Below are 23,151 nucleotides of genomic sequence, written 5' to 3'. Positions count from 1 at the left end.
TCTTACTTAATAAGTAGTTCTTCCCATCCTTCATTCGTTAAAAATTGAGAAAGGAAGCATTTCCTAAGAGCCCTAGAAAATCAGACTCTTTTATCAGTATGGCGTATAATAGCCCACTGATAAATTTTTCACTCTATCTCTTATATTCGAGAGCAATATACTCTGTTTTCATAGAAAATAAATTTCTATGAAAACAGATATTTATATTAACTCAACTTCCACCAATTGTATCATAAAACACAATCTCTGACTTTTAATTACCGAAGTAAATTCTAATTTTTGAACCTTCTTTTACTTTGGCACCAGCTTCTGGTGATTGTTTAATTACTTTATCGCCTTCACCACTTACATCCAGCTGCAAGTCTACAAGTTGCGTTTGTAATTCTTTCTTCTTCATCCCAATTAAATCTGGAACTTCTATTGTAGGTGTATCTGTATCTCCCCATTTATATTCCTTTTCAACTTGCTCCTTACGCGGCTCTACTCCCATAACAGGAAGCACATCACGAAGAATATTCCCTACAATTGGCGCAGCAACAACACCACCAAATTGCGTAATTCCTTTTGGATTATCAACCGCAACATACACAACGATTTGCGGGTCATCTGCTGGAGCAAATCCAATAAAAGATACAATATAGTTATTGTCCAAGTATTTCCCGTCTTTTACCTTTTGAGCGGTTCCCGTCTTTCCACCAACACGATAACCATCAACGTACGCCTTTTTACCAGAACCTTTCGCTACAACATTTTCTAACGCATAGCGAACTTTTTCTGATGTTTCCTTGGAAATAACCTTCTTTTTTGCAACTGGTGTTTTCTTTCTTACAACTTGATTATTCAATGGATCAACAAACTCTTTCGCAATATAAGGCTGGTATAATGTCCCACCATTTACTGCTGCTGCTACCGCAGCGACTTGTTGAATTGGTGTAACAGAAACCCCTTGCCCAAAAGAAGTGGTTGCTTGTTCAACAGGGCCAACCTTATCTAAGTTAAATAAAATCCCTTTTCCTTCTCCTTGCAAATCAATTCCTGTTTTTTGCCCAAAACCAAAATCATGAATGTATTGGAATAACTTTTCCTTCCCAAGCCGGTCTCCAAGCTCAATAAAACCTGGGTTACAAGAATTTTGAACAACTTCTAAAAATGTTTGACTGCCATGACCACCGGCTTTCCAGCACCGTAGCCTAGCTCCCCCAACTTCAGCTGCTCCATCATCATAAAACGTATCTTTCTCTAAGTCTACTAATTTTTCATTTAAGGCAGCGGCTAATGTAATGATTTTAAAAGTGGATCCCGGCTCATATGTACTCCATACAGGTAAGTTTCGATTAAATACTTCTGGTGAAACACTCTGAAAATCTGCTGGATCAAAACTTGGCCGACTCGACATCCCTAAAATCTCACCATTTTTCGGGTTCATCGCGATTGCTATCATACCATCTGGGTTATACGTAGAATCTGCGATATTCATTTCCCTCTCTATAATCGTATTGATTCGAGAGTCAATCGTTAATTTCAAATCTAAACCGGCCTCTGGTTTTTTGAAATCATCTCCAACATTCGGCATTCTTTGTCCTTTCGCATCTGCAAAAAAGCGCACATGGCCTTTATCACCATTTAGCTCTTTATCATAATATGCCTCGAGTCCCATAAGCCCTTGGTTATCACTACCAGCAAAGCCTAGTACATGCGATAAATATTTTCCAAAAGGATAGTACCGAATAGAATCTTCAGCAATATAAACACCTTTTAAACTTAAAGCACGCACTTCCTTTGCTTTATCATGAGAAATTTTCCTTCCACCTTTATCCAATCTTACAATAGACTCTTTTTTTGTAATCCGTTTATAAATTTCCTCTTTTTGCACACCTAAAACTGCAGCTAACCTCTCTGCAGTCTCTGCTGGTTTTTCAATTTGTCTTGGTACAACAAAGACAGTTGGTGCACTTTTATTCGTTGCAAGCTCCACACCATTTCGATCTAAAATCTTTCCTCGTTCAGGTTCGAAAGTAATATTACGACTCCAAGAATCCTTCGCACGATCTGTTAACATATTCCCAAGAAAAAACTGTACATATCCAAGACGAATATCAATAATTGTAAAAATGAGTATACCTGATATCAGTATAAAAATGAGTCGTTTTCTAACTGTTACATTTGATACACGCATATTGGAACAAGCCTCCTTTACGCCTAGCTTGTTCCAATATATGCTTGTATCTGTTCAGATAGAACCTCTTGCACTTCTTGTATTATATACACTTAAAACATTATGGTGTTTCAGCCTCTTGCTGTGGTTCAAGCGGTGGTACAAGTGTTACAGCTAATTCCGTACCTGCTTGTAACGGCGTTCCTTCCGCCACGCTTTGTTCTGTCACATATCCAGTACCAGATGGTTTCAAATTAAGATTTAACGTTTTTGCTAGATTCATTACATCACGAAGTGCCCATCCTTGTACATTTGGCATCAACGGTTTCTCTCCTACTAAGAAGATTCGATCGCCCTTCAATGTTTTTTCAGTCGCTTTTGGTACCTGTTGTTTTACTTTTCCTTGACCTAGTATAATCGGACGGAATTTAGATTTTTCTAATGTCGCCTTCGCTTCTTCCATTGTTTTTCCAGTTACATCTGGTACAACCGTCTGCTGCTCTTTCACATATTTCTTCGGATCTTTCACTTCATTCGGTTTAATTTTTAAATACTCTAAGCTATTTTTCGTTACAGATTTGAACATTTCTGCAAGAGGTTGTGCTCCGTATTCATTGTCTTTTAATTTCGGTTGCTTAATTGCAAAGTAAACAATTAACTGTGGATCATCCATTGGTGCCATACCAAGGAATGAGAAAATATAATTTTCTCTTCCTGTCATATATCCACCTTTTCCATCCGGAATTTGCGCTGTCCCTGTTTTACCACCAACAGAGTATCCATCAATTTTATACGCATTCCCCGTGCCTTTTGGTGATGTAACAACTTGTTCTAATAATTGTCTTACTTGCGCTGCTGTTTCTTTTGAAACCGGCTTGCCTACCTCTTCTGGTTTGTGTTGTAACTCCACTTTATTCGTTATTGGATCTACAATTCGATCAATGGCATACGGTTTCATCATTTTTCCATCATTCGCAATTGCAGTTGCAGCTTGCACAAGCTGTATCGGCGTTACAGTTGATCCTTGCCCAAATGCAGTTGTTACCTGTTGAATCTGCTGGTCAAATATAATTGTATTTTCACCTTCACCAGGTAAGTCAATACCAGTTTTTTCATCTAGTCCAAACTTATGAATATATTGTCGGAAACGATCTGCACCCAGTTTTTGATCTCCTAAAATGGCAAACGCAACGTTAGAAGAGCGCTCAACGCCTTCATCAAATGTAATAGATCCCCAACCTGCACCACCATTATGGTCTTTTATTTTACGATTTCCAACGGGATACGTACCTGACTGGTAATATTCTTGGCCATTATATACACCTTCATTAATCGCTGCAGCTAATGTAAATATTTTCATCGTAGACCCTGGTTCATATGCATTTGCAATTGGATCATTTAAAAAGTATTCAATATCGCGCTTATTCGGATCATAGCTAGGTCGACTGGACATCCCTAGTACTTTTCCTGTTTTTGGATCTGCAACCACTCCAATTAGCATAGAAGGTTCATAGTGCTGATCAGCTGCTTTCATTGCCTCTTCTAAAAAACCTTGAATTCGTTGATCAATTGTTAAATACACATTTTGTCCATTTTTCGGTGGCTTTACACTTTGTTTTCCACCATCGAGAGAAACACCCTTACGATCTCCTGTATACGCTACACTTCCATTCGAAGCACGTAAGTACTTATCTAAACTCTTTTCTAATCCAAAAAACCCCTTCGCAATTCCTTTATCATCAGGCTTTGCATGACCTAACACGTAAGATGCGAAATCGCCATTTGGATACACCCTAGCTTTTTCAGTAACAAATGAAATGCCTGGTATATTAAGAGCCTCTATTTGATCTTTCTTCTCTTTCGTCAAGTTCTTTCCTATCGTTCCGAACTCTACTTGACTCTTATCTTTGTTTAAAGCAGCTAAAATTTCATCTTCGCCTTGCCCAAGTACACCTGCGATTTTTTTTGCGGTATCCTCTTTATCTTTTACAGGTTTTGCACCTTTTAATGTCGCAACAAGCTTGTATGAATTCGCATCTTGCGCTAACACATGTCCATTTTGATCATAAATCGTTCCACGACTCGCTTCCAGTACGCCATTCTTATTGTGCTTGTCTTGTGCAAGTTTCTTTAAATCTTGACCATGTACCGTTCCTGTTGCTTGAATATAAAAGAATCGGGCTAACAACAGCAAAAAGAGCAGGAGGAAAAATATCATAAAGTAACCTGCTCCTTTATTGGTATGAAATTTGTTCATATTCATCTTCATATTTTCTTCACACCTACTATATTAATGTAAACCTTTCACATTATTCGCATTAATTTCTAGCCCGTGTTTTTTTGCGATTTCTGCGATACGCTCATAGCGGCTTAACTTTTCCACTTCAGCTTGTAATTCTTGATTTGTTTTTTGTTGTTTTACAATTGAATTCTCTATTTTTGCTGCTTCCGCATCAACTTGGTACAGTCCCGCTTTATTTCCAATAAAAGCAACACAAGCGTATAATAAAAAGCCAACAAAAGCCACATACAATATTTTTTCAATTCTTGTAATCTTTGTTTTTACCTTTGGTTGTGCTTTTGGCTGTGGAACTTGAGTTTGTACTTGGTCTTGTACTTGTTGTTGTTTATACTTTACAGCTAAATTTGTCATACCTCTCTCTCCCTTTTTTATCGTTTTTCAGCGATCCGTAACTTTGCAGAACGAGCTCGATTATTTTCTTCTAACTCTTCGTCAGAAGGTAAAATCGGTTTTCTTGTAATAAGTTTTAATTTCGGCTTAAATTCATCCGGAATAATTGGTAATCCTGGAGGAAGCTGTGGCGTTGAACTATTTCGTTTAAATGTTGTTTTACAAATACGATCTTCTAACGAATGGAACGTTATAACACTAATTCTTCCGCCAGGCTTGACCATCCCAATCGCAGATTCTAGCGCTTCTTCAAACACTTTCAATTCGTCATTTACAGCAATCCGAATCGCTTGGAATACTCGTTTTGCAGGATGTCCACCCGTTCTACGCGCTGGAGCAGGAATTCCTTCTTTAATTAACTCCACTAACTCTCCTGTTGTTTCAATCGCTTTATTCTCACGATATGCTTCAATTTTCCTTGCAATTTGCTTTGAGAATTTTTCTTCACCATATTGGAAAAAGATTCTTACGAGTTGTTCATATGACCAGTTGTTCACAACATCATATGCCGTTAATGAGGCATCTTGATCCATCCTCATATCTAAGGGTGCATCATGATGATAACTAAAACCACGTTCTGGTGTATCTAATTGTGGGGATGAAACACCTAAATCAAATAAAATGCCATCTACTTCTGTTATTCCTAATTCGTGTAATTTCTCTGATAAATAGCGAAAATTACTCTTCACTGTTACAAATTGATCACCATAAGAAGAAAATTTTTCTTTTGCATTTTGAATCGCAATCTCATCTTGATCAAATGCAATTAATTTTCCCCCTTCCGTTAGTTGGGATAATAAATAAGAACTATGTCCCCCGCCACCTAGCGTACAATCCACATATGTACCGCTCGGTTTTATATCCAAACCATCTACTGTTTCTTGTAAAAGAACTGTTACGTGTTTAAACATTGTTGCACCTACTTTTTGCAAAATAATTACGTTGAATGTCTCCTTTTTCCTTTTAATAAACCTCACAATGTGCCAGGAAATTAATACTCCGAAAACATGTCACATCCAACTTGGCGTCAGTGGAATTTTAATAGCCACAAATCGCAGTTTCACTTTATTATATACTAAATTTTATCATTTTTTGCGGGAAATTAAATAAAAACATGTCGAAAAGCACAATAATACGTTTACATTTTGTTCTATTTTGTCATATGCACACGTTTCATTGTCAATATCATACTCCTGATTGATTCGTTCGATAATTCAGAAAAAAACACTTTACAGTTAATTCCACAAATCAAAAATAAAATCCTGCTCCTAAGAGCAAGATTTTATAGTTTTATAATATGATGTTTTCCGTCCCAAGAGTAGGATTGCTTCATCACTCGTTCAACAAAGTCTAATCCAAACTGATTTAAATAATAACATATATTCCATACCCGTTCTTGCGGAGCACCTAACGGGCGAAGCGCATATTGCAAACGACGGAATTTATTCAGCTCTACTTCATGTTTTTTCTCAACATTCCGCTTTAACGTTCTTTCTAGCAACTCCATTTGCTCTTTAATTTTCCATTCATTTTTCTCAGCAAACTGCTGCAATCCAGGATCTATTTTTTTCACAAACTGTTGTAAAGAGGTATGAATTTCTACGATTTTCTCTTTCGCCTCTGCAAACTGACTATCAATTGGCTCTTCTATTCGGTTAGAAAGCCAATCTTCACGTAGCATACCTATGTCATTTACAAACGGATCACTCTCTTGTAGTTGTAAATCATGTAAATCTGTTAAAATACCGCGTTCCATGTAACTAATTGTAAGTCTTGGAACAACAGGAGGCACACGAAAACCAAACACATGAAATACTTGCTGTAATTCACTCCAGTAAGCAATTTCACCAGGTCCTCCAATAAACGCTAATGTCGGGAATATATATTCTTGCATAAGCGGTCTTGTTACAACATTATTGCTAAACCGTTCCGGATTTTTTTCCATTTCTGCTATCAATTCTTCATACGAAAACGAATAAGTACCATCTTTTCCAACGAATTTCCCATTCTCTTCTTCTAACAACACACGTTCTTCATCAATTTGCATAAATATGTGCACTGCATTTGGTTTCGTTTCAATAATTGGCTTATATCCTTGCTCCCTTACTAATTGCTGTTGTTTTTGAAGACTCATCTGCACTTCTTTATATCGACTTAGTATTTGTTTAAAAAAGGAGACTTCCAATTTCCTTAACGCTGGATGATGCGAATCAACGAGAATCAAGCCTGAATCTACAAATAATTTCATAATAAGATGCGCAAAGAAATCTACATATGTACGTGAATTCTGCAAAGCATTTTCAACAACCTGTAATACATCCTTTGTAAAATTCGTTTCTGGATATGTCTTGAAAATTTCTTCCAGCCACTTTCTACAGTCTTCTATCGAAATGTCAGATTCAGACGCGCTCGCCTTTTTCGGATAACGATCATGAAAAATTGTCTTTTTTATTTTTTTATTTTTCATTACAAACACATGGTTAATTTCATCGATATCGTGGTCTTCACCAGCAATCCAAAAAACTGGAACGACGCGGACTCCTAAACTTGCTTCTTTTTCTTTTGCAAGCTGTAAAATCGAAATAATCTTATGCACAGTATAAAGAGGTCCTGTTAATAGCCCTGCCTGTTGTCCTCCAACAACAACATATGTATTTTCATCCGCTAGCGCCTCTATATTCCGAAGAGTATGCTCTCCAGCATGTAAATTCGTATTATATTCTAATAAATGTGCCACTAAGTCCTGACGGAAAAACTTCCTATTGCGCAAATCATGCAGACGTTGTCCGAATCCATCTTCTGTTAACGGATAATCGAAGTATGCCTGCACTTCTTTTTTATCCTTCATATAGTCCGCTACAACACCTTGTAGTGGAACAGAGATTTCTTTTATCTCCATATAATTCTTCCTTTCCTATCCTGTTCTCTCACCAATCCAAATTGTAGTCAATGTTTGATGTAAAAGCAAAGAATATCTCTTATAGTGCTAATCCTTTTATTGAATTGTATAAAAATTGTAGTGTGGGAACTTGTTTTTGTTGTTTTCTCGCTTCTTCTATCGCATAACCAATAATAGCATCAACTTCCGTCTCTCGATTCTCTCTTACATCAGCTAACATAGAAGATGTATTATTGGCTGTAGTTTCACATACACGACAAACCAATTGCCACAGCTCTTCTTTTTCGCCCTCCCCTGTAAGAAACACAACCTCTTGAAATATTTGCTCCATAACTTTATAAAAATAAGGATTCGACAACAATTCTCCATTTTGTATACCGAATAAAGCTGTTAGCGGATTAATGCAGGCATTTATTACAAGTTTATAACACATCGTCTGTTTCCAATTTTCTTCTACTTGCACCCGAAAATATTTTAGAGAAAAACATTCTAATAGTGATCCAAATTGAGACAAATCACTATGTACTACCCCAAATTTTGTAACCCCTACCCCTGTATGCTTCACTGTATATTCATTTTCTTTTTTTGCCCCATGCTCTACAATCCCCACCGCTACATTTTTACACTTTATTTCTTGCAAGATATGCAGATGAGACATCCCATTTTGTAAAAAGATAATCCGTCTTTGTTCTTTTATGAAAGGAAGTATATTCGCTAAATGATATTGTTTAACAGCAATGAACGTATAGTCCATTTGTTCGTCTACAATATTCTCTAACGGCATAACATTTATAAATACCGTTTCCACTTCTCCCTTACGAATACACCTTATCCCCTCCTGCATTAACTTTTCAGCTTGTTCTACTGTTCTTGTAAATAATGTAACATCCTGTTTGTTCTTTTTTAAATAAAAGGCAAATAACAGACCAATCGCTCCCGGACCAACAATCCCAATTCTCATCTCTCTCCTTCAGAAGCTCCTAACAAGTACTAAAAAGAAATATATTCTTCCATTAATTAGAAGCCTTCTGATTCCCTCCTCTCTATACTTGTCCTAACATTGATTATATCTTATTTATATTTCAACAATCGAAAGTACATTTCATAAATATGTATAAATCGCCTTCCTATGACTAGTGTAACAAACACTTCAAAAAAATACTGAAAGAAATATTCTATTTTCTTCATAAAAATGAAAAAATGAGTTATAATATTATTGAAAATATTTATACTTTTCTTTATTTTTCAAAACGAGAAAAGGATGTGATGTAATGACATTCCCAAAAGTTGAGCGTTTGCTCATCAATTATAAAACATTAGACGAATTTAAAAAATTTAAGGGCTGCGGTGCTCAAGAACTCTCCATGTTTGAAGAATTACAAGCAAATATTATTGAAAACGGCAGCGAGTCTCCTTTTTACGGCATTTATTACGGTGGATCCCTTATCGCACGTATGAGCTTGTACATGAGGAGACATGGTGAATCAAATCTTGAGATTACTGGAACTTACGTAGAACTTTCAAAGCTTGAAGTATTACCAAACTTTCAAAAACAAGGTTTTGGTCAAATGCTTGTTAACTACGCAAAACAGCTACAATTTCCAATCAAAACAACAGCCCGCATTCAATCTGCTGCGTTTTGGGATAAACAAAATTTTAGGCAAGTATCAACGACTGATGGTGAATTTTATATTTGGCATCCAGAAACTAATTTGAATGCGGTTACAAATGAAGAATCAGCATAAAATAAAAACAGCTGTTATTCAGCTGTTTTTATTTTTTCAACTTTTCTAATGTTTCATGCTCATAAATTGTATCTCTTCCTTTTGTTTCTAGCACCATCACACTTCTTTTTCGATCAATATAATCAAGCAAAGTACGATACTCTTCTTCATATACAGCTAATCGCTGAAGAAGCTGTTCTTTTTCCTTTTGTAACAACTCAATTTTTTGATGAGATTCTTTTACTTCTTCTTCACCTTTATATTTTTGTAAAAAAGCAATGACATCCTCTAATGTAATCGATACAGGAGAACACTTCGCCACTTTCGGTTGTCTTACTTCATAATTTTCTACCTTACGAATTTGTTTCGCCTCTTCAATACGTTCTTTATATTGCTTTCTAACGTAAGAATTCCATCTAAATCCACATGCCGCAGGTGTACGGGATAAATGTCTACCTACTTCTTTAAATGCGGAAAGTTGCGTTCCGCCTTCACGAATATGCCGGAGCACCACTTCTGCCAGAAGTAAATCTTCATCATCAGTCCATGCATCTTGTCTTGTTGTCGCCATCCCTCTAGTCCTCCTTATGCATTTTTTATTAAACATATGCAGTTACTAGAAAAGATAGAATACGAACATGTAAAGAATATATTTTTCTCCCCTTTCACTTCACCATTATTTTTCGAGGGGTATAATGAAAAATCTCTTCTTCCTAACAGAAAAAAACAAAAAATAAACGCAGAAGAATATCTTCTGCGTTTATTTCTGCAATTACTTGCTGATTACTTCTTTACCTTTGTAAGTACCGCATGCTTTACATACACGGTGAGCTAATTTCGCTTCACCACAGCTTGGGCACTCTACCATACCAGGTACTGATAATTTGAAATGCGTACGACGCTTTCTTTTTACTGTTTTAGAAGTTCTTCTAAAAGGTACAGCCATTCTTCCCACCTCCTTAAAAGAAATAGTTATTTTCATATGAAGGCCTGAACCAGTCTTCCGATTATTTGTCAAAAAACTTCGCAAGTCCTGCTAACCTTGGATCAACAGGCTTTTCTTTGCTTTCTTCCGAAATCACTTGCCAGTCTTGACCTTGCGTCGGTGCTCCACCGGAAACATCATCACTGAAAATTTGCATTGGAATCTCCAAAAGTATATTTTCCTTGATTATAGGGAGTAAGTCAAGTACTTCTCCTTCTAAGTAATGGATTTCCGCTTCCGTTTCGTACTCTTCTACTGAAGTTTGGAACACCTCAGTTGTTTTAATGTCAAATGGTAATGTTACATCTACTAAAGAGCGAGAACATGGTAAAACCATGCTTCCAGTTATATGTAGATGAAACGTAAACTTACTGGAGCCAAAATCAACTCTACCTGTTACATGAACAGGATTAATTTCGCGAATTTCTTTCTCGACTTCTTTTAGCTCACTTACATCTACCATCTCATCCAATGTCAATCCTTTATGTCTCAATTTGCTTAATTGATGGATGGACCATTTCATATCATATCACCTCAAGGCAACAAACAAAATTATAGCTAGCCATTTTATATTTGTCAATGTTTTTTCTTTACACTATAATGAAGTCATTATAGGAAATAATATATAGATTATCATGTTTTTAGAAAAGATGCTACATCGAAAGGAGAGATTATCATAAAGGCAAGCGGTATTATTGTTGAATATAACCCCTTTCATAACGGTCATGCTTATCATGTGCAACAAACAAAAAAGTTAACACAGTCTGACATTACAATTGCTGTCATGAGCGGACCTTTTTTACAACGCGGCGAACCAGCTCTCGTATCAAAATGGTATCGAACCAAGATGGCTCTAGCTGGTGGTATAGATCTTGTGGTTGAGCTTCCTTATGCATTCGCAACACAAAAAGCCGAAACATTTGCTAACGGAGCCATTTCTATTTTAGATGCCCTTGGCGTTTCTGAAATTTGCTTCGGCAGTGAGGATGGAGAAGTTCAAAATTTCTATAACACCATTTCTTTACGTCAAAAAGAAAATGATACTTTCAATCAACTTGTGCAGCAATTTATGGATGCTGGAAACAGCTATGCCAAAGCAACATCTCAAGCCTTCTCACAAATTTTATCGGATGCCAATACTGTTGATATGTCCCAACCAAATAATATATTAGGCTTACATTACATCGAAGCAATTCTTTCGCAAAAGAGTTCAATTCATGCACATACCATCGAAAGGTTCGCCTCCCATTACCATGACGAAACCTTTCAAGATAATCATATCGCAAGTGCAACTAGCATTCGCAAACAGTTATTTCGTAACAATGATTCATTCAAGACCATTTATCCATTTGTATCAAATGATACTGCATCTCTTTTAGAATGCTATAAACAAACATATCATACGCTACATTGTTGGGAGAATTATTTCCCATTTTTCAAATACAAACTCCTTACGATGTCTTCTCAGGAATTACAACATATATATGAAATAGAGGAAGGATTGGAGCATCGTATTTTATCAAAAATCCATAATGCCTCCTCATTTCTCACTTTCATGGAAGCGTTAAAAACAAAACGTTACACATGGACTAGATTACAAAGAGCATGTACACATATTTTAACGAATACAACAAAAGAGGAAATGGAAGCGGCACATATAGAACAACATTCACCATATATCCGTTTACTTGGTATGTCACAAAAAGGACAAACTTATCTTTCAAAACAAAAAAAAAATCTGGGACTCCCGCTTCTTACTCATGCGAAGACATTCAGGCACCCAGCTCTAGATATAGATCGAAAGGCAAATGCTGTTTATTTTTCAGTGCTACAAGAACCTTCACGCACAAAATGTATACAAAAGGATATAACGCAACATCCTATTCGGTACGATGAAACGACGAACAACTTTAATTAGCCCTCACCAATCGAGTTTTTACGGGCAATTACTCTCCCGCCTAACTTCTTTTACGGAATTTTAAGGTAGGGGTCTTACTTCCCGCGAATAGTATAAAAAAACCTCTCTGTAGCGAGAGGTTTACTTTTTTTCTGACATTTTTTCTAAATATGTTAACGCATCATCCAATGTATCTACTGGTACAATTTTCATCTTCGTCTTAATATCTTTCGCTGCTTCAAGCGCTTCTTTATAATTCGATTTCGGTGCCCCTTTTTCATTTGGAGCAAAGAATATTTCTGCACCTGCATCACTAGCTGCTACAACCTTTTGTTGAATACCCCCAATTGGACCAATTTCTCCATTTTCATTAATCGTTCCTGTCCCAGCAACTTCATGGCCTTTTGTCATATCTTTTTCAATTAATTGATTATAAATTTCTAATGTAAACATTAATCCCGCTGAAGGACCACCAATTTCATGTGAATCGATTTTCACTTTTGGATCTACTACTAATTCTTTATAAGGAGCAATTGAAACTCCAATTCCTACACGCCCCTTACCATCAGGAATTTGTTTTAGTGTTAACTTTTCCGATAAATGCTTTTCCCCTCGAATATATTCAATATTTACTACTTCACCTTCTTTTTTTCCTGCCATGTGCGCAATAAATTGGTCTATCGCTTCAAAAGGCTGACCATCAACAGCAATAATTACATCCCCAAGTTTTAATTTTCCTTCGGCGGACATATTTTTAGCAACCCCAGCAACTAATACTCCTTTCTCTTGAAAGGAAACTGAACGATTTGCACGTTTATAAGCATTATAAATTGCTGCATTTTGAGATTCTTTCATTGCATACGCTTGGCGAAACTGATACTCCTCATCACTCTCGCCTTTTTGTAAAATTTCCTCTGCTTTAGAAATGTGATTATATTTATTAAATTGGGCAGCTATTAAATTTATAACATTTGCAGGCCCCATTGAAACTGTCACGAGCATAAAATCACCTGATTCTTTCTTTCCACCATCAACTTGTACATAGGGTTCTAATTTTGCCGCCATGCCTGGCTTTGTTATATAATATGGAAGGCGTACATAGACAAGTAACATTGCCAATATAACCCCAATTAAAATTGCATAGAGAAACCGAAAACGCTTAAACATTATTTTTCTCCTTCCACTGCTCAATTAATAAGTAAATTTTCTGAATGTGTTTTTCAGCCTCTTCTTCTCCAACTCGAATAATGTCTTCAATATTGGTAAAAGCACGAGAACTAAACTGCTCTACTGCTGGACGCATCATTAAATCTGAAGCAATTTGCCGATTAACAACCAGTTCATGTTGCATAATTTCAATACTCTGCATAATAACATCGTAAATAGATGTGACTTCTCCGTTTACCTTAATGGGAGATACATCCACAGCAATTACAATATCAGCGCCCAAGTCTTTGACGACGGATACAGGGATACGATCAATCACCCCGCCATCTACTAGTAAGCGACCGTCTATTTTCTCTGGTACAAACACTCCTGGCACAGAAATACTCGCCCTCACTGCATCAGTAATAGGACCGCTTGTAAATACAACTTTTTCCCCCTTTAAAATGTCAGTGGCCACAACTGCAGTTGGGATATCTAACTCTTCTATTTTTTTATTATATGTAAACATTTTAATCATATCTTTTACACGTTTTCCAGAAATAAATCCCATTTTGGGTACAGTAAAATCCAAATAATACTTTCTTTTAAATACAGCCGCCATTCGATAGAGCCGCTCAACGTCACAACCCGCCGCATAAAATGTCCCAATTAACGCTCCCATGCTACTTCCTGCAATCATATCGATAGAGATATTCGCTTCACGTAGCACTTTAATAATTCCTACATGTGCAAAACCTTTTGCGCCTCCAGATCCAAGAGCTAAGCCTATTTTCGGTTCATTCATTTCCCTCACCCTTAAAATTTTTTCATCCTCTTTTTCATACTTATGGTCTAAACTCACCATGTATCCACGTATACTGAAATGAACGTTTTTGGGACAAAGGGGGTTACGTTAAAATGTATGAAAAATGGAAAACAGCTTTTCTCACCATAACGATGCTCTTTCTAACATTTTCTCTCGTACTTCACCCCCAAGCCGCTTTGCAATCTTCTATTCGCGGGTTAAATATATGGTGGGAAGTTGTCTTTCCTTCGCTACTACCTTTTTTTATCGTTGCGGAGCTTTTAATTAGTATAGGTGTTGTAAAGTTTATTGGTGTTATATTAGAGCCGCTTATGCGTCCGCTCTTTCGTGTACCTGGTATCGGCGGCTTTGTCTGGGCAATGGGAATGGCCTCCGGTTTTCCTTCAGGCGCCAAATTAAGCGCGAGACTTCGCCAAAGTAATCAGTTAACACAAATCGAAGCAGAACGACTCGTATCGTTTACAAACTCTTCTAATCCATTATTTATTTTTGGAGCTATTTCTATTGGCTTTTTTAATAATCCAAAATTAGGTTTCATACTAGCTGTTGCACATTATGTTAGCAACTTTACTGTCGGATTACTTATGCGTTTTTATGGTAATAACAATACTTACATAAAAGAAAAACAATCCACTCAAAAACGTCCCTTACAACACGCATTTTCAATTCTCCACGAAACACGTTTACAAGAAAACAGACCAATCGGAAAAATACTTGGTGATGCGATTATCTCCTCTATTCAAACTTTACTCATGATTGGTGGATTTATTATTTTATTCTCCGTTTTAAATAAAATGATTACTGTCTTCCAACTCACGGCAGCACTAGCTTTTATTATGCAAAACATTTTAACTTTCTTCCAACTATCGCCACACTTTAGCATTCCCATCTTATCAGGACTTTTTGAAATGACACTAGGTAGCCAAATGATTAGCCAAACCAATCAGACTACAATTCTTGAACAAGCAATGGTAACGAGCTTTATTTTGGCATTCAGCGGCCTTTCTATTCAAGCTCAGGTAGCCAGTATTTTAGCCGAAACTGATATTCGCTTTAAACCATATTTTTTTGCAAGGATTATCCAAAGCATTCTAGCCCCAATTTACACTTTTATATTTTGGGTACCACTTTATGAAAATTTACATTCTTTTTCACCGAATCAACAAGATATTCCTGTATTTTTATTAAACCATTCTTCTATTCTAACGAAAGCTTGGGAATTATTGCTTGACTACGGTCCCGCCTTTACACTACTTTGTTTATATCTATATGTTATTTTATTATTCTTGCGCATAATAAACAAAGAAAAACCCCGTTCATCTTAACGGGGTTTGAAACTTTTCTTTTAAAGCGCGCTCAACAATAGGAGGAACGAGACCAGCTACATTTCCACCATAGCGAGCCACTTCCTTCACAATGCTCGAACTTAAAAATGAATATTGATTATTCGTCATAATAAAAAAGGTTTCAATATTTTCATCCAACTTACGATTCATCGATGTAATTTGCATCTCATATTCAAAATCAGAAACTGCACGTAAACCACGCAAAATTGCGTTTGCATTACGCATTTTTGCATATTCAACTAACAGTCCACTGTGTGAATCAACTTTTACGTTTGGAATATCTTTTGTTGCTTCTCGAATTAACTCTAGGCGCTCTTCGACTGAAAAGAACGGTTTTTTAGAAGAATTATTTAAAACGACAACATATACTTCGTCAAACACCTTTGCGCCCCTTTTAATAATATCCAAATGCCCAAGAGTTATTGGATCAAAACTCCCTGAAGAAATTGCTATACTTGTCATTCGGTCCCCTCACCTTCATACTTATAAATCGAAATTGCCGTAATACCATAATTTTCTGCTCTTACCTTTACAAGTCCCCCAATTGTCTCAGGTAAGATTACATCGTCCCCATGTTCTGCCATAATCAATCCATCTTTATTCAATAATCCATGTTGATCTATAACACTAATTAATGAAATGATTTTTTGGTCTTTGTATGGTGGATCCAGCAGTATAAGGTCAAATGATAATTCACGTTTAATCAGTGCCTTTACAGCACGCTCTGCATCATTTCTGTACACTTCAGCTTGATTATGTACTCTGCAACTTTCTAAATTTTGATGAATCACCTTCACCGCTTTATTATCTCGATCAACAAAAATTACTTTGTCAATCCCTCTGCTAAGTGCTTCAATTCCAAGCCCTCCGCTACCTCCAAACAAATCGAGAGCAATCCCTCCTTCAAAATAAGGACCAATCATATTAAAGATGGCTTCTTTTACTTTATCTGTTGTCGGTCGCGTTGTATTACCTGGCACAGCCTTAAGCGGATGCCCTTTACATTTTCCAGAAACTACTCTCATTCGCTGTCACTACCTTTATTTCAATCTATCGAGCGATTATTACAAACGCATATCCGCTCCCGTAATCGCTATCAAATTCCACTGTTTTCTATATATTTTCCCATTAAAGAGTAATCGAATTCGCTGCCTATCAAAAGGAAAAATAATTTATTTCTTTAAAAAGCCATCAATTGCATGATAACTTTTCAGTGTTCCATATGTATATTCATCTCGCTATTTGCGAGTATAACCCTCTCTACTAACACAAGGTTCACTTTATCTTTTTTATCCTATCATAAAATAAAAGAAAGAAAAATAAAAAGCCTACGATAAATTTTAAATTCATTATGTATATCTTCATTTAGATTGGACATAAATAAATATAACAACATCACCTTCGATGTTGTTGCCAACCGCGGAGAAGACTTACGTTTCCCCATAAGTTCTTCCTCCGGTTTCTCCTCTCCCTTTGCCTTCTTACTAGTACATACTAGTATAAGAAGGGCCCTGCTTTGCAGGGTTTTTTTCTTTGCCTGCTTTTCATTTTAAAAATGAAATGATACAGTAAAAGAAAGAGGAGGAAATAATATGATTCAACGTTTTATTGAACTAGGAGAAGGCTACTCCGATTTATATGAATTACTTGAGATTGCAAATACAAATAAAGATCGTGTCTCACATATGTTACAATTCGAAACCTTAAAAAACGATAAAAAAGTATGCTCACTAGTTGTTGTTCTTAAACCGACCACAGTTGGTGACTTCCAACCGCTATACATATGCCGTGAAGGGATTCCTATACTTGAGGATTCAAAAAGTAAACGAATCGTCTTATTCGAAGAAACAGCTGAACAAATCGGGAAAAAGATTACTTCCTTTACAGTAAAACCTTCTACAATTTTTCCAGAAAAAGAATTATATTTTAATCACCTTATTGGCATTTTACGAATGAATCATTTCATTCCCCCAATGCAGTAACAGTTTTTATACTCATTGTATTTTTATTAATATAAAGAAACCCCCACCAAAATTAGTGGGGGCCTTTCTCTTTAACTATAGTCGTATTCTTTCGCGCGATCCGGACGTGAATTCTCAAATTCCGTTTTAAGAAACGGGCGATATGATTGCTCAATTTTTTTCACAAAAGGAAGTTTATTTAGTTTTTGCATCATATGCTCTATTTGTTCCATATCACAATATACGACTGCATATTTCAAACGCTTTGATATGTAATGTATATTACCATATTTCCTTAAAATCTTGGCATGTTTCAATGAATGTAAATAAACAATCATACTTTGTCGTTGCCCGAACATAATTTTCTCCATCTTCTCCTTTTATATACTCATATTATTGTATCTTATAAACATTAATCAGAAATTTGTGAAATTATAGTACGTTGTAGAATGAGTTCTGTATACGGTTTCTTTCATATTCTAAAAAACGGGGCATATCACCCCGTTTTTTTACAACCACAACTTCCACCAGAGCCACAACCGCCTCCGCATCCACCTGCATCAAAAAACGGATTTCCAGTAGGAACTTTAATAGCAGATGATACTTCTGAACCAATTGCTACACTGACTTCATCTAATAATTTTTGCAAAGCGTTTTCTGCTTTTTTAAAAGCAGCTATCTTTTCATGCAAGTCTACAGAACGTTTTAATTCCCGCATATTTTTCGAAACGAAAGTATAATCAGGATGGTATTTTCCAAAGCGTTGCACTTCTTCATATCGCTCTTTCATTACTGTAAATTGACCAATTAATGTTTGAGCCTCCAAATCTTCCTGTAACGCCTTATAACATTCACGATAACTCTCTGCTATATCTGAACAGACAATCGCTTTTGCAAGCTGTTCTGCCGCTTCTAATATCATTACGCTTTCAAGCGTCGCTACAATCATGAGAGACACCTCCGAGTACCCATCATAACACATTTAAAGCAGAACTACTAATTTGAGTATCACATCTACATACAAATTGAAAATTTCTATTGCCGAAAACACTCACCCATCATCATTTCTTATACACAAATATGCTCTGCGATATTATATCGTAGTACGTCCCAGCTTCCATTCTCCTCTTTTACATAACTAATACATGCATTTTTCAGTGGCGTTTTAAATGTAATTTCATCAGGTAAAATTGCGTGTAAAATTGCTTTTATCGCATGTGAATGTGCAACAATAATAATGCGCTTACCTTCATGTACTTGTGCAACATCCTGCAATGCAGCAAAGCAACGATTTACAATCTCTTCATCTGTCTCCATACCCTCTACATTTCCCTCTGCAATAAGTTCTCTAACTGTAGGAACTGGTTTTCCTGAAGCCTCTCCAAAATTCCGTTCAACAAAACGTTCATCAAGAAGAATGGACTGTATCCCAACAGCATCGCTAATTGCCTGTGCTGTTTCCTGTGCTCTAATTAAAGGACTGCTAATAATTACATCCCACGTTTCCAATTTTAGTGCAGCTGCACTTTGACTCGCTTGCTTTTTCCCAACTTCATTAAGCGGAATATCTTCAAGCCCTTGAATAATCTCTTGAAAATTCCAATCAGTTTGTCCATGTCGTACTAAACAAATTTCCGTCATGCTATAACTCCTTTTTTCAATAATCCGTTTCTATTGTATCAAAAGTTTCGTATGACGGACATAGTTTTTCCTGCCAATTACGTTGCATTTTGCTGCTTCATATATTGAAACATGTCAATCATAATAGAAGCAACCGCCAATTGATTTTGAAATTTTGCAACTTTATCTGGGATTGTCTTTTTATAATACTGTAAGGCAGCTAATTCAAATGCCTCTTTTTCTTCCGGATTACGGGATAACTTTCGATACCAGTGGGGTTGTTCACGAATATAGCGCTCTAAATCTTTATCAGACTTTATAAATTCCATAAGCTCTGCCCTCATCCTCTTTTCCTCCTAATCTTTCCGAAAGAAAAATGGATTATTTTCAGAAGTTCTTTGCTCAGGTCGTGTACGATTTCCTTGAAATTGCTGAATAACCTGTTGTACACTCCCTATCGCACTTGTTACATTAGCTAGATGTTGCTGCATTTGCTCTGCATCTAATTTTTTAAAAAAAGAAAGCATTTGCCCCATCAAATCAGCAGCTTTTTCATCATTATTTTCTTGTGCTGGAGAAGAAAGTGCTTCACCATCTGCTTTATAGACCTTCCACATTTCATCTTGCTCTCCAAGTAAATACCATTCCTCATAAAATTGTTGCCATGTTTTTTGACCATTTCGAACTTCATGAACCATTTTAGGGTGATGGTTTACAAACTCTTTAAATTGTTGAACAGAAGGATGTAATGGTCCTTTTGTTTTTGTCATAATCCTCACCTCTTCAGATGTATCTACTATATTGTAAGAAAAAAAAGGCGCATGGTTCGCCTATTTTTAAACGATTCATGCACCTTCCCCTATTTTCTAATGAAATTTTGCGTATAAAATTTATCAAAGACTCCAACACCTAGTCCAGTAAATTGTTCATTTAACAAATTTTTCCGATGCCCTTCACTATTCAGCCATCCTTGTACTGCAGCGATGCCATCAGTATGCTGCGCTGCTATATTTTCACCTGCAAGTTGAAATGCAACTTGACCGCGTTGTAATCGATCTCCTAAAGTCCCGAATTTGGGTGAATCATGTGAAAAATAATTATTTTCTTTCATATCTTTACTATGTCCAAAAGCCACTTCAGCTGTTTGTTGATCCCATGTTAATAGTGGTAATTGATGACGACTACGAATAATATTAGTCAAATCTAGAATTTGTTGCATATTCCCCTGTTCTATTTGTGTCATCTTTTCTGGAGTGATTGGTTGTTCCGCCCCTAATTCTCCAGAATAAACAAGCTGATACGGTCGTTGTCGAAGCAATACCTCGTCATCCATATACCGAATTCCAACAAGTTCATGTGTGAATCTGTCAAAATATAACTGCGCCCAACTATCTTCTTCTATCGAAACAAGTGGTTGTTCTGCAATTTCAGCATCAGATAATTCAAATTGATAGCTGTTCCTTCCTTCTTTCAAAGAAATTTCATGTGAGAATGGATTTTTTTTATACGTCTCCTCATATTTTTCATTCATACGAAATGGTGCTACATCCAGTTGATCCCCGGCAGCATAAGCTGTTACAATTTTATGTTCTGCAACACCAAACTGTACATATTTTGACAAATCCTGATTATAAATCCACCACTCGTAACCATACGCCGAAGGTTCAATTCGAGCTGGCTCACCCCATTTTGCTAATAAACTTTCTGAATCTCCCCCTATTAATTGGGAAATTGTCTCTGGGAATCCTTCATTTATCTGTTTCTTTTTCTTAACAATCTTATGTTCCTGCTTAGAATGAGATGGCTGTAATATATATTGTGAAACGAGTAATTTCCCGTACAAATCAATTGCTAAAATAAAAACCGTAATCATTACGATACGTAATAATTTCTTCAAACAATATACCTCCTGGTCAAACATAAAATTGAGATATACACAAATATTTTTTCTCTTTTGTGTACTATACTATTTTCACTATATCATATTTTTATGAAAAAAGCCGTGATTCCCCCTTTTCTCTCAATACGAATTGCGATTTCTCATTATTCATACTATTATAAAATTAAAGGGTATCAAATAAAAATAAGGAGGGATTCCATGCAATTTACAAATTCAAAAATTATAGGTGCAGTAGTTGATTTCACATTATTAACGGAGGTCATGCAAAATCAACATTTTGTACTTGCTGGGCAATGGGATTATGAGCGAGTTACATACGACTATAAATTTGAAATATTAAAGGATGTATACTATTTACGGGTACAAGGACTTGCTGTAGAAGGAGAAATCGGAGGGCGACATGCACAAGTGAAATTACTTCCTCCATTGTTAGGAAAACATTATTATCCACATGGTGTTGAATATGGAGAAAATGAAAATTTCCCTACAAACGTACTTCAAAAAAGCGAACAACTTCTGCAAAACATTGAAAAAGAGCTAAAGGAATTTCAAGTTATTGAATAAACAAAACAGGCGTGTCTATATGGACACGCCTGTTTTGTTTACAAATTAAGAATGAATTGTCTTTTTAACTGGATACCCATATATAGACCCGTCTTTTACTTTAATCTTATCTTCCCACGGAACTTTATACTTGCCTTCTGTTAAATCTTTTACAAATGTGTATGAGTTTTCTTTTACCCCTCCTGGCGTAGCTACATAACCTCTAGGCCCTAAATTGTAAATATTATTTTCAAGCCCCCATCCTAATCTAGCTTGATCTGCTAATTCCGTATACACTTCTGCAGTAACAATCTCCCACGGATTTCAGTGCCCTTGTACTAATGTAGTGCCATCAAAATTACACACTTGCCCTTCGCTAAAGTAATAAAACACGCCATCATATCCTGCTAAATTTACAGATAATGTATACATCAAATTTTACCATGTATTCGAACGATTCGTTAACATCCATTGCTCACTCACTTGTGTGCTATATCCAGAGATACGAATTAGGACGTTCGCACCTTTTTATTTCGTTTGCAAATATGGAGGCACTGCCTGTAGTTGCTCCTCATCTTTTTTGCGCTCTCTACGTGCCCATTTAAAAAATACATAACCAATAATCATACCGTACACTATTTCCTGGACAATTTTCATAATGATACCACCTGTTTGTTGATCTTGTACAATTGGCATCCAATGTAAAAACTCTGGTCCGGTTATATTTAAGTCAGTTAGTGTCCCTGCAGGCACGCAAAGCTCCATCGCTTTCATCCAGGCACTGGGATCTGTATATGTAGCAAACAATGATTCACTTGCAAAAATGATTAATGCACAAGCTGGTGTTAATAATACACCATTTGCAAACATATACCCTATTTTCTTTATTTCACTTAACGTTTGATACTCTGGTAATGGATTTAGCATCGGCCACCACATCATGATTGCTGTAAAAAATAGAACCGCAAGGAAGATAGGGTGTGCAATTTGACTTTGTTTTACAGTATCAAAAACTACTGGTAAATGATAAAAAGAAAATAAACCATTGAATACAAACAGCGCAATAAGCGGTTTTGTAAACAGCATTAATATAATTTGAACAACCTTAAAGGATGTAATATATTGATATAACCAAATCGGTATTCCTAATAGTAATAGCGGAGGTACTGCGATATACATCACCGCCATCTCAAACATATGTGCACTGAATATAATATGCCCAAGTAAATCAACAGGTCCCCCCTTCACAATATATAGAAGGATTATTCCTGCCGTAAAATAAAATATCTGCATTTTGTTTACCTTTTCTGCATTTTCGAACCGATTCCTATATGGCCCGATAATAAGAAAGTAACAGATAAGGACAGAAACCATAAACAGTAAAAAGATCGGGCTCCATAAAGCTTGAAAACCAAATATCCATAAGTTGCTCACTTTTACACCCACCCTTTCAATAT

General features: G+C 36.2%; 25 protein-coding genes and 1 pseudogene. 5 read left to right on the top strand and 21 right to left on the bottom strand.

The genetic code is table 11. The features are described from left to right. Positions 1–253 precede the first annotated feature (253 nt). The 6 genes from KFD70_RS13960 to KFD70_RS13935 form a co-directional block, all read right to left on the bottom strand. A complete protein-coding gene (locus KFD70_RS13960; RefSeq protein ID WP_336452068.1) occupies positions 254–2,176 on the bottom strand; it encodes a stage V sporulation protein D in 1,923 nt (640 codons plus the stop codon). 100 nt (positions 2,177–2,276) lie between these two features. Beyond that, positions 2,277–4,424 carry a penicillin-binding transpeptidase domain-containing protein gene (locus KFD70_RS13955; protein WP_336452069.1) on the bottom strand — a complete coding sequence of 716 codons (2,148 nt, stop codon included), beginning with the start codon at positions 4,422–4,424 and terminating at the stop codon, positions 2,277–2,279. Between the two features lie 21 nt (positions 4,425–4,445). Next, complete coding sequence (gene ftsL, locus KFD70_RS13950) at positions 4,446–4,808, bottom strand: cell division protein FtsL (RefSeq protein ID WP_336452070.1); 363 nt, start codon at positions 4,806–4,808, stop codon at positions 4,446–4,448. Positions 4,809–4,825: 17 nt separating this feature from the next. Continuing rightward, the gene (rsmH, locus tag KFD70_RS13945; protein ID WP_336452071.1) at positions 4,826–5,758 is read right to left on the bottom strand and encodes a 16S rRNA (cytosine(1402)-N(4))-methyltransferase RsmH; all 933 of its coding nucleotides are present in this window, start codon (positions 5,756–5,758) and stop codon (positions 4,826–4,828) included. A gap of 371 nt (positions 5,759–6,129) precedes the next feature. Next, a complete protein-coding gene (gene bshC, locus KFD70_RS13940) occupies positions 6,130–7,746 on the bottom strand; it encodes a bacillithiol biosynthesis cysteine-adding enzyme BshC (RefSeq protein ID WP_336452072.1) in 1,617 nt (538 codons plus the stop codon). A 79-nt stretch (positions 7,747–7,825) separates the two neighbouring features. After that, positions 7,826–8,707 carry a 2-dehydropantoate 2-reductase gene (locus KFD70_RS13935; protein ID WP_336452073.1) on the bottom strand — a complete coding sequence of 294 codons (882 nt, stop codon included), beginning with the start codon at positions 8,705–8,707 and terminating at the stop codon, positions 7,826–7,828. A gap of 310 nt (positions 8,708–9,017) precedes the next feature. On the opposite strand from KFD70_RS13935, the gene KFD70_RS13930 reads away from it, so the two are divergent. Beyond that, positions 9,018–9,491, top strand: a complete 474-nt coding sequence (locus KFD70_RS13930; RefSeq protein ID WP_336452074.1) for an N-acetyltransferase — start codon at positions 9,018–9,020, stop codon at positions 9,489–9,491. A 28-nt stretch (positions 9,492–9,519) separates the two neighbouring features. Here KFD70_RS13930 and KFD70_RS13925 read toward each other — a convergent pair whose 3' ends face one another. The 3 genes from KFD70_RS13925 to KFD70_RS13915 all read right to left on the bottom strand — a co-directional run bounded on the left by KFD70_RS13925 (position 9,520) and on the right by KFD70_RS13915 (position 10,978). Next, positions 9,520–10,041: an RsfA family transcriptional regulator gene (locus KFD70_RS13925; RefSeq protein WP_336452075.1), complete on the bottom strand. Its 522-nt coding sequence runs from the start codon at positions 10,039–10,041 to the stop codon at positions 9,520–9,522. Positions 10,042–10,242: 201 nt separating this feature from the next. Further along, on the bottom strand, positions 10,243–10,416 hold the full coding sequence (gene rpmF, locus KFD70_RS13920) for a 50S ribosomal protein L32 (RefSeq protein ID WP_001984764.1): 174 nt from the start codon (positions 10,414–10,416) through the stop codon (positions 10,243–10,245). Between the two features lie 61 nt (positions 10,417–10,477). Further along, on the bottom strand, positions 10,478–10,978 hold the full coding sequence (locus tag KFD70_RS13915) for a YceD family protein (RefSeq protein ID WP_336452076.1): 501 nt from the start codon (positions 10,976–10,978) through the stop codon (positions 10,478–10,480). Positions 10,979–11,131: 153 nt separating this feature from the next. Between KFD70_RS13915 and KFD70_RS13910 the strand changes: the two genes are divergently transcribed. Then, positions 11,132–12,373, top strand: coding sequence for a nucleotidyltransferase (locus KFD70_RS13910; RefSeq protein ID WP_336452214.1), 1,242 nt, complete (start codon positions 11,132–11,134; stop codon positions 12,371–12,373). A 120-nt stretch (positions 12,374–12,493) separates the two neighbouring features. On the opposite strand, the gene KFD70_RS13905 is transcribed toward KFD70_RS13910, so the two are convergent. Next, positions 12,494–13,519 (bottom strand): SepM family pheromone-processing serine protease, encoded by a 1,026-nt coding sequence (locus KFD70_RS13905; protein WP_336452077.1) that lies wholly within the window; start codon positions 13,517–13,519, stop codon positions 12,494–12,496. Next, positions 13,512–14,303 carry a patatin-like phospholipase family protein gene (locus KFD70_RS13900; protein ID WP_336452078.1) on the bottom strand — a complete coding sequence of 264 codons (792 nt, stop codon included), beginning with the start codon at positions 14,301–14,303 and terminating at the stop codon, positions 13,512–13,514. The genes KFD70_RS13905 and KFD70_RS13900 overlap by 8 nt, the downstream gene beginning before the upstream one ends. A 113-nt stretch (positions 14,304–14,416) precedes the next feature. Here KFD70_RS13900 and ylbJ point away from each other — a divergent pair, with 113 nt between their 5' ends. Continuing rightward, a complete protein-coding gene (gene ylbJ / locus KFD70_RS13895) occupies positions 14,417–15,649 on the top strand; it encodes a sporulation integral membrane protein YlbJ (protein WP_336452079.1) in 1,233 nt (410 codons plus the stop codon). Here ylbJ and coaD read toward each other — a convergent pair. Together coaD and rsmD are read right to left on the bottom strand one after the other, a co-directional pair. Further along, positions 15,641–16,132, bottom strand: a complete 492-nt coding sequence (gene coaD, locus KFD70_RS13890; RefSeq protein ID WP_017151158.1) for a pantetheine-phosphate adenylyltransferase — start codon at positions 16,130–16,132, stop codon at positions 15,641–15,643. The genes ylbJ and coaD overlap by 9 nt on opposite strands. Then, positions 16,129–16,695: a 16S rRNA (guanine(966)-N(2))-methyltransferase RsmD gene (gene rsmD / locus KFD70_RS13885; RefSeq protein WP_336452080.1), complete on the bottom strand. Its 567-nt coding sequence runs from the start codon at positions 16,693–16,695 to the stop codon at positions 16,129–16,131. Before rsmD ends, coaD begins: the two co-directional genes overlap by 4 nt. 567 nt (positions 16,696–17,262) lie before the next feature. On the opposite strand from rsmD, the gene KFD70_RS13880 reads away from it, so the two are divergent. Further along, complete coding sequence (locus KFD70_RS13880; RefSeq protein WP_336452081.1) at positions 17,263–17,652, top strand: DUF7147 family protein; 390 nt, start codon at positions 17,263–17,265, stop codon at positions 17,650–17,652. 71 nt (positions 17,653–17,723) lie between these two features. Here the strand turns inward: KFD70_RS13880 and KFD70_RS13875 are convergent, their stop codons facing one another. The 6 genes from KFD70_RS13875 to KFD70_RS13850 form a co-directional block, all read right to left on the bottom strand. Further along, the gene (locus KFD70_RS13875; protein ID WP_026049165.1) at positions 17,724–17,990 is read right to left on the bottom strand and encodes a YlbG family protein; all 267 of its coding nucleotides are present in this window, start codon (positions 17,988–17,990) and stop codon (positions 17,724–17,726) included. 137 nt (positions 17,991–18,127) lie between these two features. Next, entirely contained in the window at positions 18,128–18,580 is a 453-nt protein-coding gene (locus tag KFD70_RS13870; RefSeq protein WP_336452082.1) for a YlbF/YmcA family competence regulator, read from the bottom strand. 119 nt (positions 18,581–18,699) lie between these two features. Continuing rightward, entirely contained in the window at positions 18,700–19,272 is a 573-nt protein-coding gene (locus KFD70_RS13865; RefSeq protein WP_336452083.1) for a histidine phosphatase family protein, read from the bottom strand. A 77-nt stretch (positions 19,273–19,349) separates the two neighbouring features. Then, positions 19,350–19,595, bottom strand: a complete 246-nt coding sequence (locus tag KFD70_RS13860) for a YlbE-like family protein (RefSeq protein WP_336452084.1) — start codon at positions 19,593–19,595, stop codon at positions 19,350–19,352. A 12-nt stretch (positions 19,596–19,607) separates the two neighbouring features. Then, positions 19,608–20,021: a YlbD family protein gene (locus KFD70_RS13855; protein WP_336452085.1), complete on the bottom strand. Its 414-nt coding sequence runs from the start codon at positions 20,019–20,021 to the stop codon at positions 19,608–19,610. An 89-nt stretch (positions 20,022–20,110) separates the two neighbouring features. Beyond that, positions 20,111–21,148, bottom strand: a complete 1,038-nt coding sequence (locus tag KFD70_RS13850; protein WP_336452086.1) for a CAP domain-containing protein — start codon at positions 21,146–21,148, stop codon at positions 20,111–20,113. A gap of 201 nt (positions 21,149–21,349) precedes the next feature. Between KFD70_RS13850 and KFD70_RS13845 the strand changes: the two genes are divergently transcribed. Then, complete coding sequence (locus KFD70_RS13845) at positions 21,350–21,715, top strand: YugN family protein (RefSeq protein ID WP_336452087.1); 366 nt, start codon at positions 21,350–21,352, stop codon at positions 21,713–21,715. Positions 21,716–21,760: 45 nt separating this feature from the next. Here KFD70_RS13845 and amiF read toward each other — a convergent pair. Both amiF and ctaG read right to left on the bottom strand, forming a co-directional pair. Next, a pseudogene (gene amiF / locus KFD70_RS13840) lies at positions 21,761–22,222 on the bottom strand (formamidase); the annotation flags it as partial. Further along, positions 22,223–23,128: a cytochrome c oxidase assembly factor CtaG gene (gene ctaG / locus KFD70_RS13835; RefSeq protein ID WP_336452088.1), complete on the bottom strand. Its 906-nt coding sequence runs from the start codon at positions 23,126–23,128 to the stop codon at positions 22,223–22,225. Positions 23,129–23,151: the final 23 nt, after the last annotated feature.

The sequence above is a fragment of the Bacillus pfraonensis genome, assembly GCF_050768835.1.
GTDB lineage: Bacteria > Bacillota > Bacilli > Bacillales > Bacillaceae_G > Bacillus_A > Bacillus_A pfraonensis.
Note: the sequence above shows the minus strand (reverse complement) of the source record. Positions and strands in the feature narration are given on the sequence as shown.

Excerpts from the sequence above, each read along its gene's own strand:
- KFD70_RS13960 (WP_336452068.1), bottom strand. The coding sequence starts at position 2,176 with ATGCGTGTATCAAATGTAACAGTTAGAAAACGACTCATTTTTATACTG.
- KFD70_RS13955 (WP_336452069.1), bottom strand. The coding sequence starts at position 4,424 with ATGAAGATGAATATGAACAAATTTCATACCAATAAAGGAGCAGGTTAC.
- ftsL (WP_336452070.1), bottom strand. The coding sequence starts at position 4,808 with ATGACAAATTTAGCTGTAAAGTATAAACAACAACAAGTACAAGACCAA.
- rsmH (WP_336452071.1), bottom strand. The coding sequence starts at position 5,758 with ATGTTTAAACACGTAACAGTTCTTTTACAAGAAACAGTAGATGGTTTG.
- bshC (WP_336452072.1), bottom strand. The coding sequence starts at position 7,746 with ATGGAGATAAAAGAAATCTCTGTTCCACTACAAGGTGTTGTAGCGGAC.
- KFD70_RS13935 (WP_336452073.1), bottom strand. The coding sequence starts at position 8,707 with ATGAGAATTGGGATTGTTGGTCCGGGAGCGATTGGTCTGTTATTTGCC.
- KFD70_RS13930 (WP_336452074.1), top strand. The coding sequence starts at position 9,018 with ATGACATTCCCAAAAGTTGAGCGTTTGCTCATCAATTATAAAACATTA.
- KFD70_RS13925 (WP_336452075.1), bottom strand. The coding sequence starts at position 10,041 with ATGGCGACAACAAGACAAGATGCATGGACTGATGATGAAGATTTACTT.
- rpmF (WP_001984764.1), bottom strand. The coding sequence starts at position 10,416 with ATGGCTGTACCTTTTAGAAGAACTTCTAAAACAGTAAAAAGAAAGCGT.
- KFD70_RS13915 (WP_336452076.1), bottom strand. The coding sequence starts at position 10,978 with ATGAAATGGTCCATCCATCAATTAAGCAAATTGAGACATAAAGGATTG.
- KFD70_RS13905 (WP_336452077.1), bottom strand. The coding sequence starts at position 13,519 with ATGTTTAAGCGTTTTCGGTTTCTCTATGCAATTTTAATTGGGGTTATA.
- KFD70_RS13900 (WP_336452078.1), bottom strand. The coding sequence starts at position 14,303 with ATGAATGAACCGAAAATAGGCTTAGCTCTTGGATCTGGAGGCGCAAAA.
- ylbJ (WP_336452079.1), top strand. The coding sequence starts at position 14,417 with ATGTATGAAAAATGGAAAACAGCTTTTCTCACCATAACGATGCTCTTT.
- coaD (WP_017151158.1), bottom strand. The coding sequence starts at position 16,132 with ATGACAAGTATAGCAATTTCTTCAGGGAGTTTTGATCCAATAACTCTT.
- rsmD (WP_336452080.1), bottom strand. The coding sequence starts at position 16,695 with ATGAGAGTAGTTTCTGGAAAATGTAAAGGGCATCCGCTTAAGGCTGTG.
- KFD70_RS13880 (WP_336452081.1), top strand. The coding sequence starts at position 17,263 with ATGATTCAACGTTTTATTGAACTAGGAGAAGGCTACTCCGATTTATAT.
- KFD70_RS13875 (WP_026049165.1), bottom strand. The coding sequence starts at position 17,990 with ATGTTCGGGCAACGACAAAGTATGATTGTTTATTTACATTCATTGAAA.
- KFD70_RS13870 (WP_336452082.1), bottom strand. The coding sequence starts at position 18,580 with ATGATTGTAGCGACGCTTGAAAGCGTAATGATATTAGAAGCGGCAGAA.
- KFD70_RS13865 (WP_336452083.1), bottom strand. The coding sequence starts at position 19,272 with ATGACGGAAATTTGTTTAGTACGACATGGACAAACTGATTGGAATTTT.
- KFD70_RS13860 (WP_336452084.1), bottom strand. The coding sequence starts at position 19,595 with ATGAGGGCAGAGCTTATGGAATTTATAAAGTCTGATAAAGATTTAGAG.
- KFD70_RS13855 (WP_336452085.1), bottom strand. The coding sequence starts at position 20,021 with ATGACAAAAACAAAAGGACCATTACATCCTTCTGTTCAACAATTTAAA.
- KFD70_RS13845 (WP_336452087.1), top strand. The coding sequence starts at position 21,350 with ATGCAATTTACAAATTCAAAAATTATAGGTGCAGTAGTTGATTTCACA.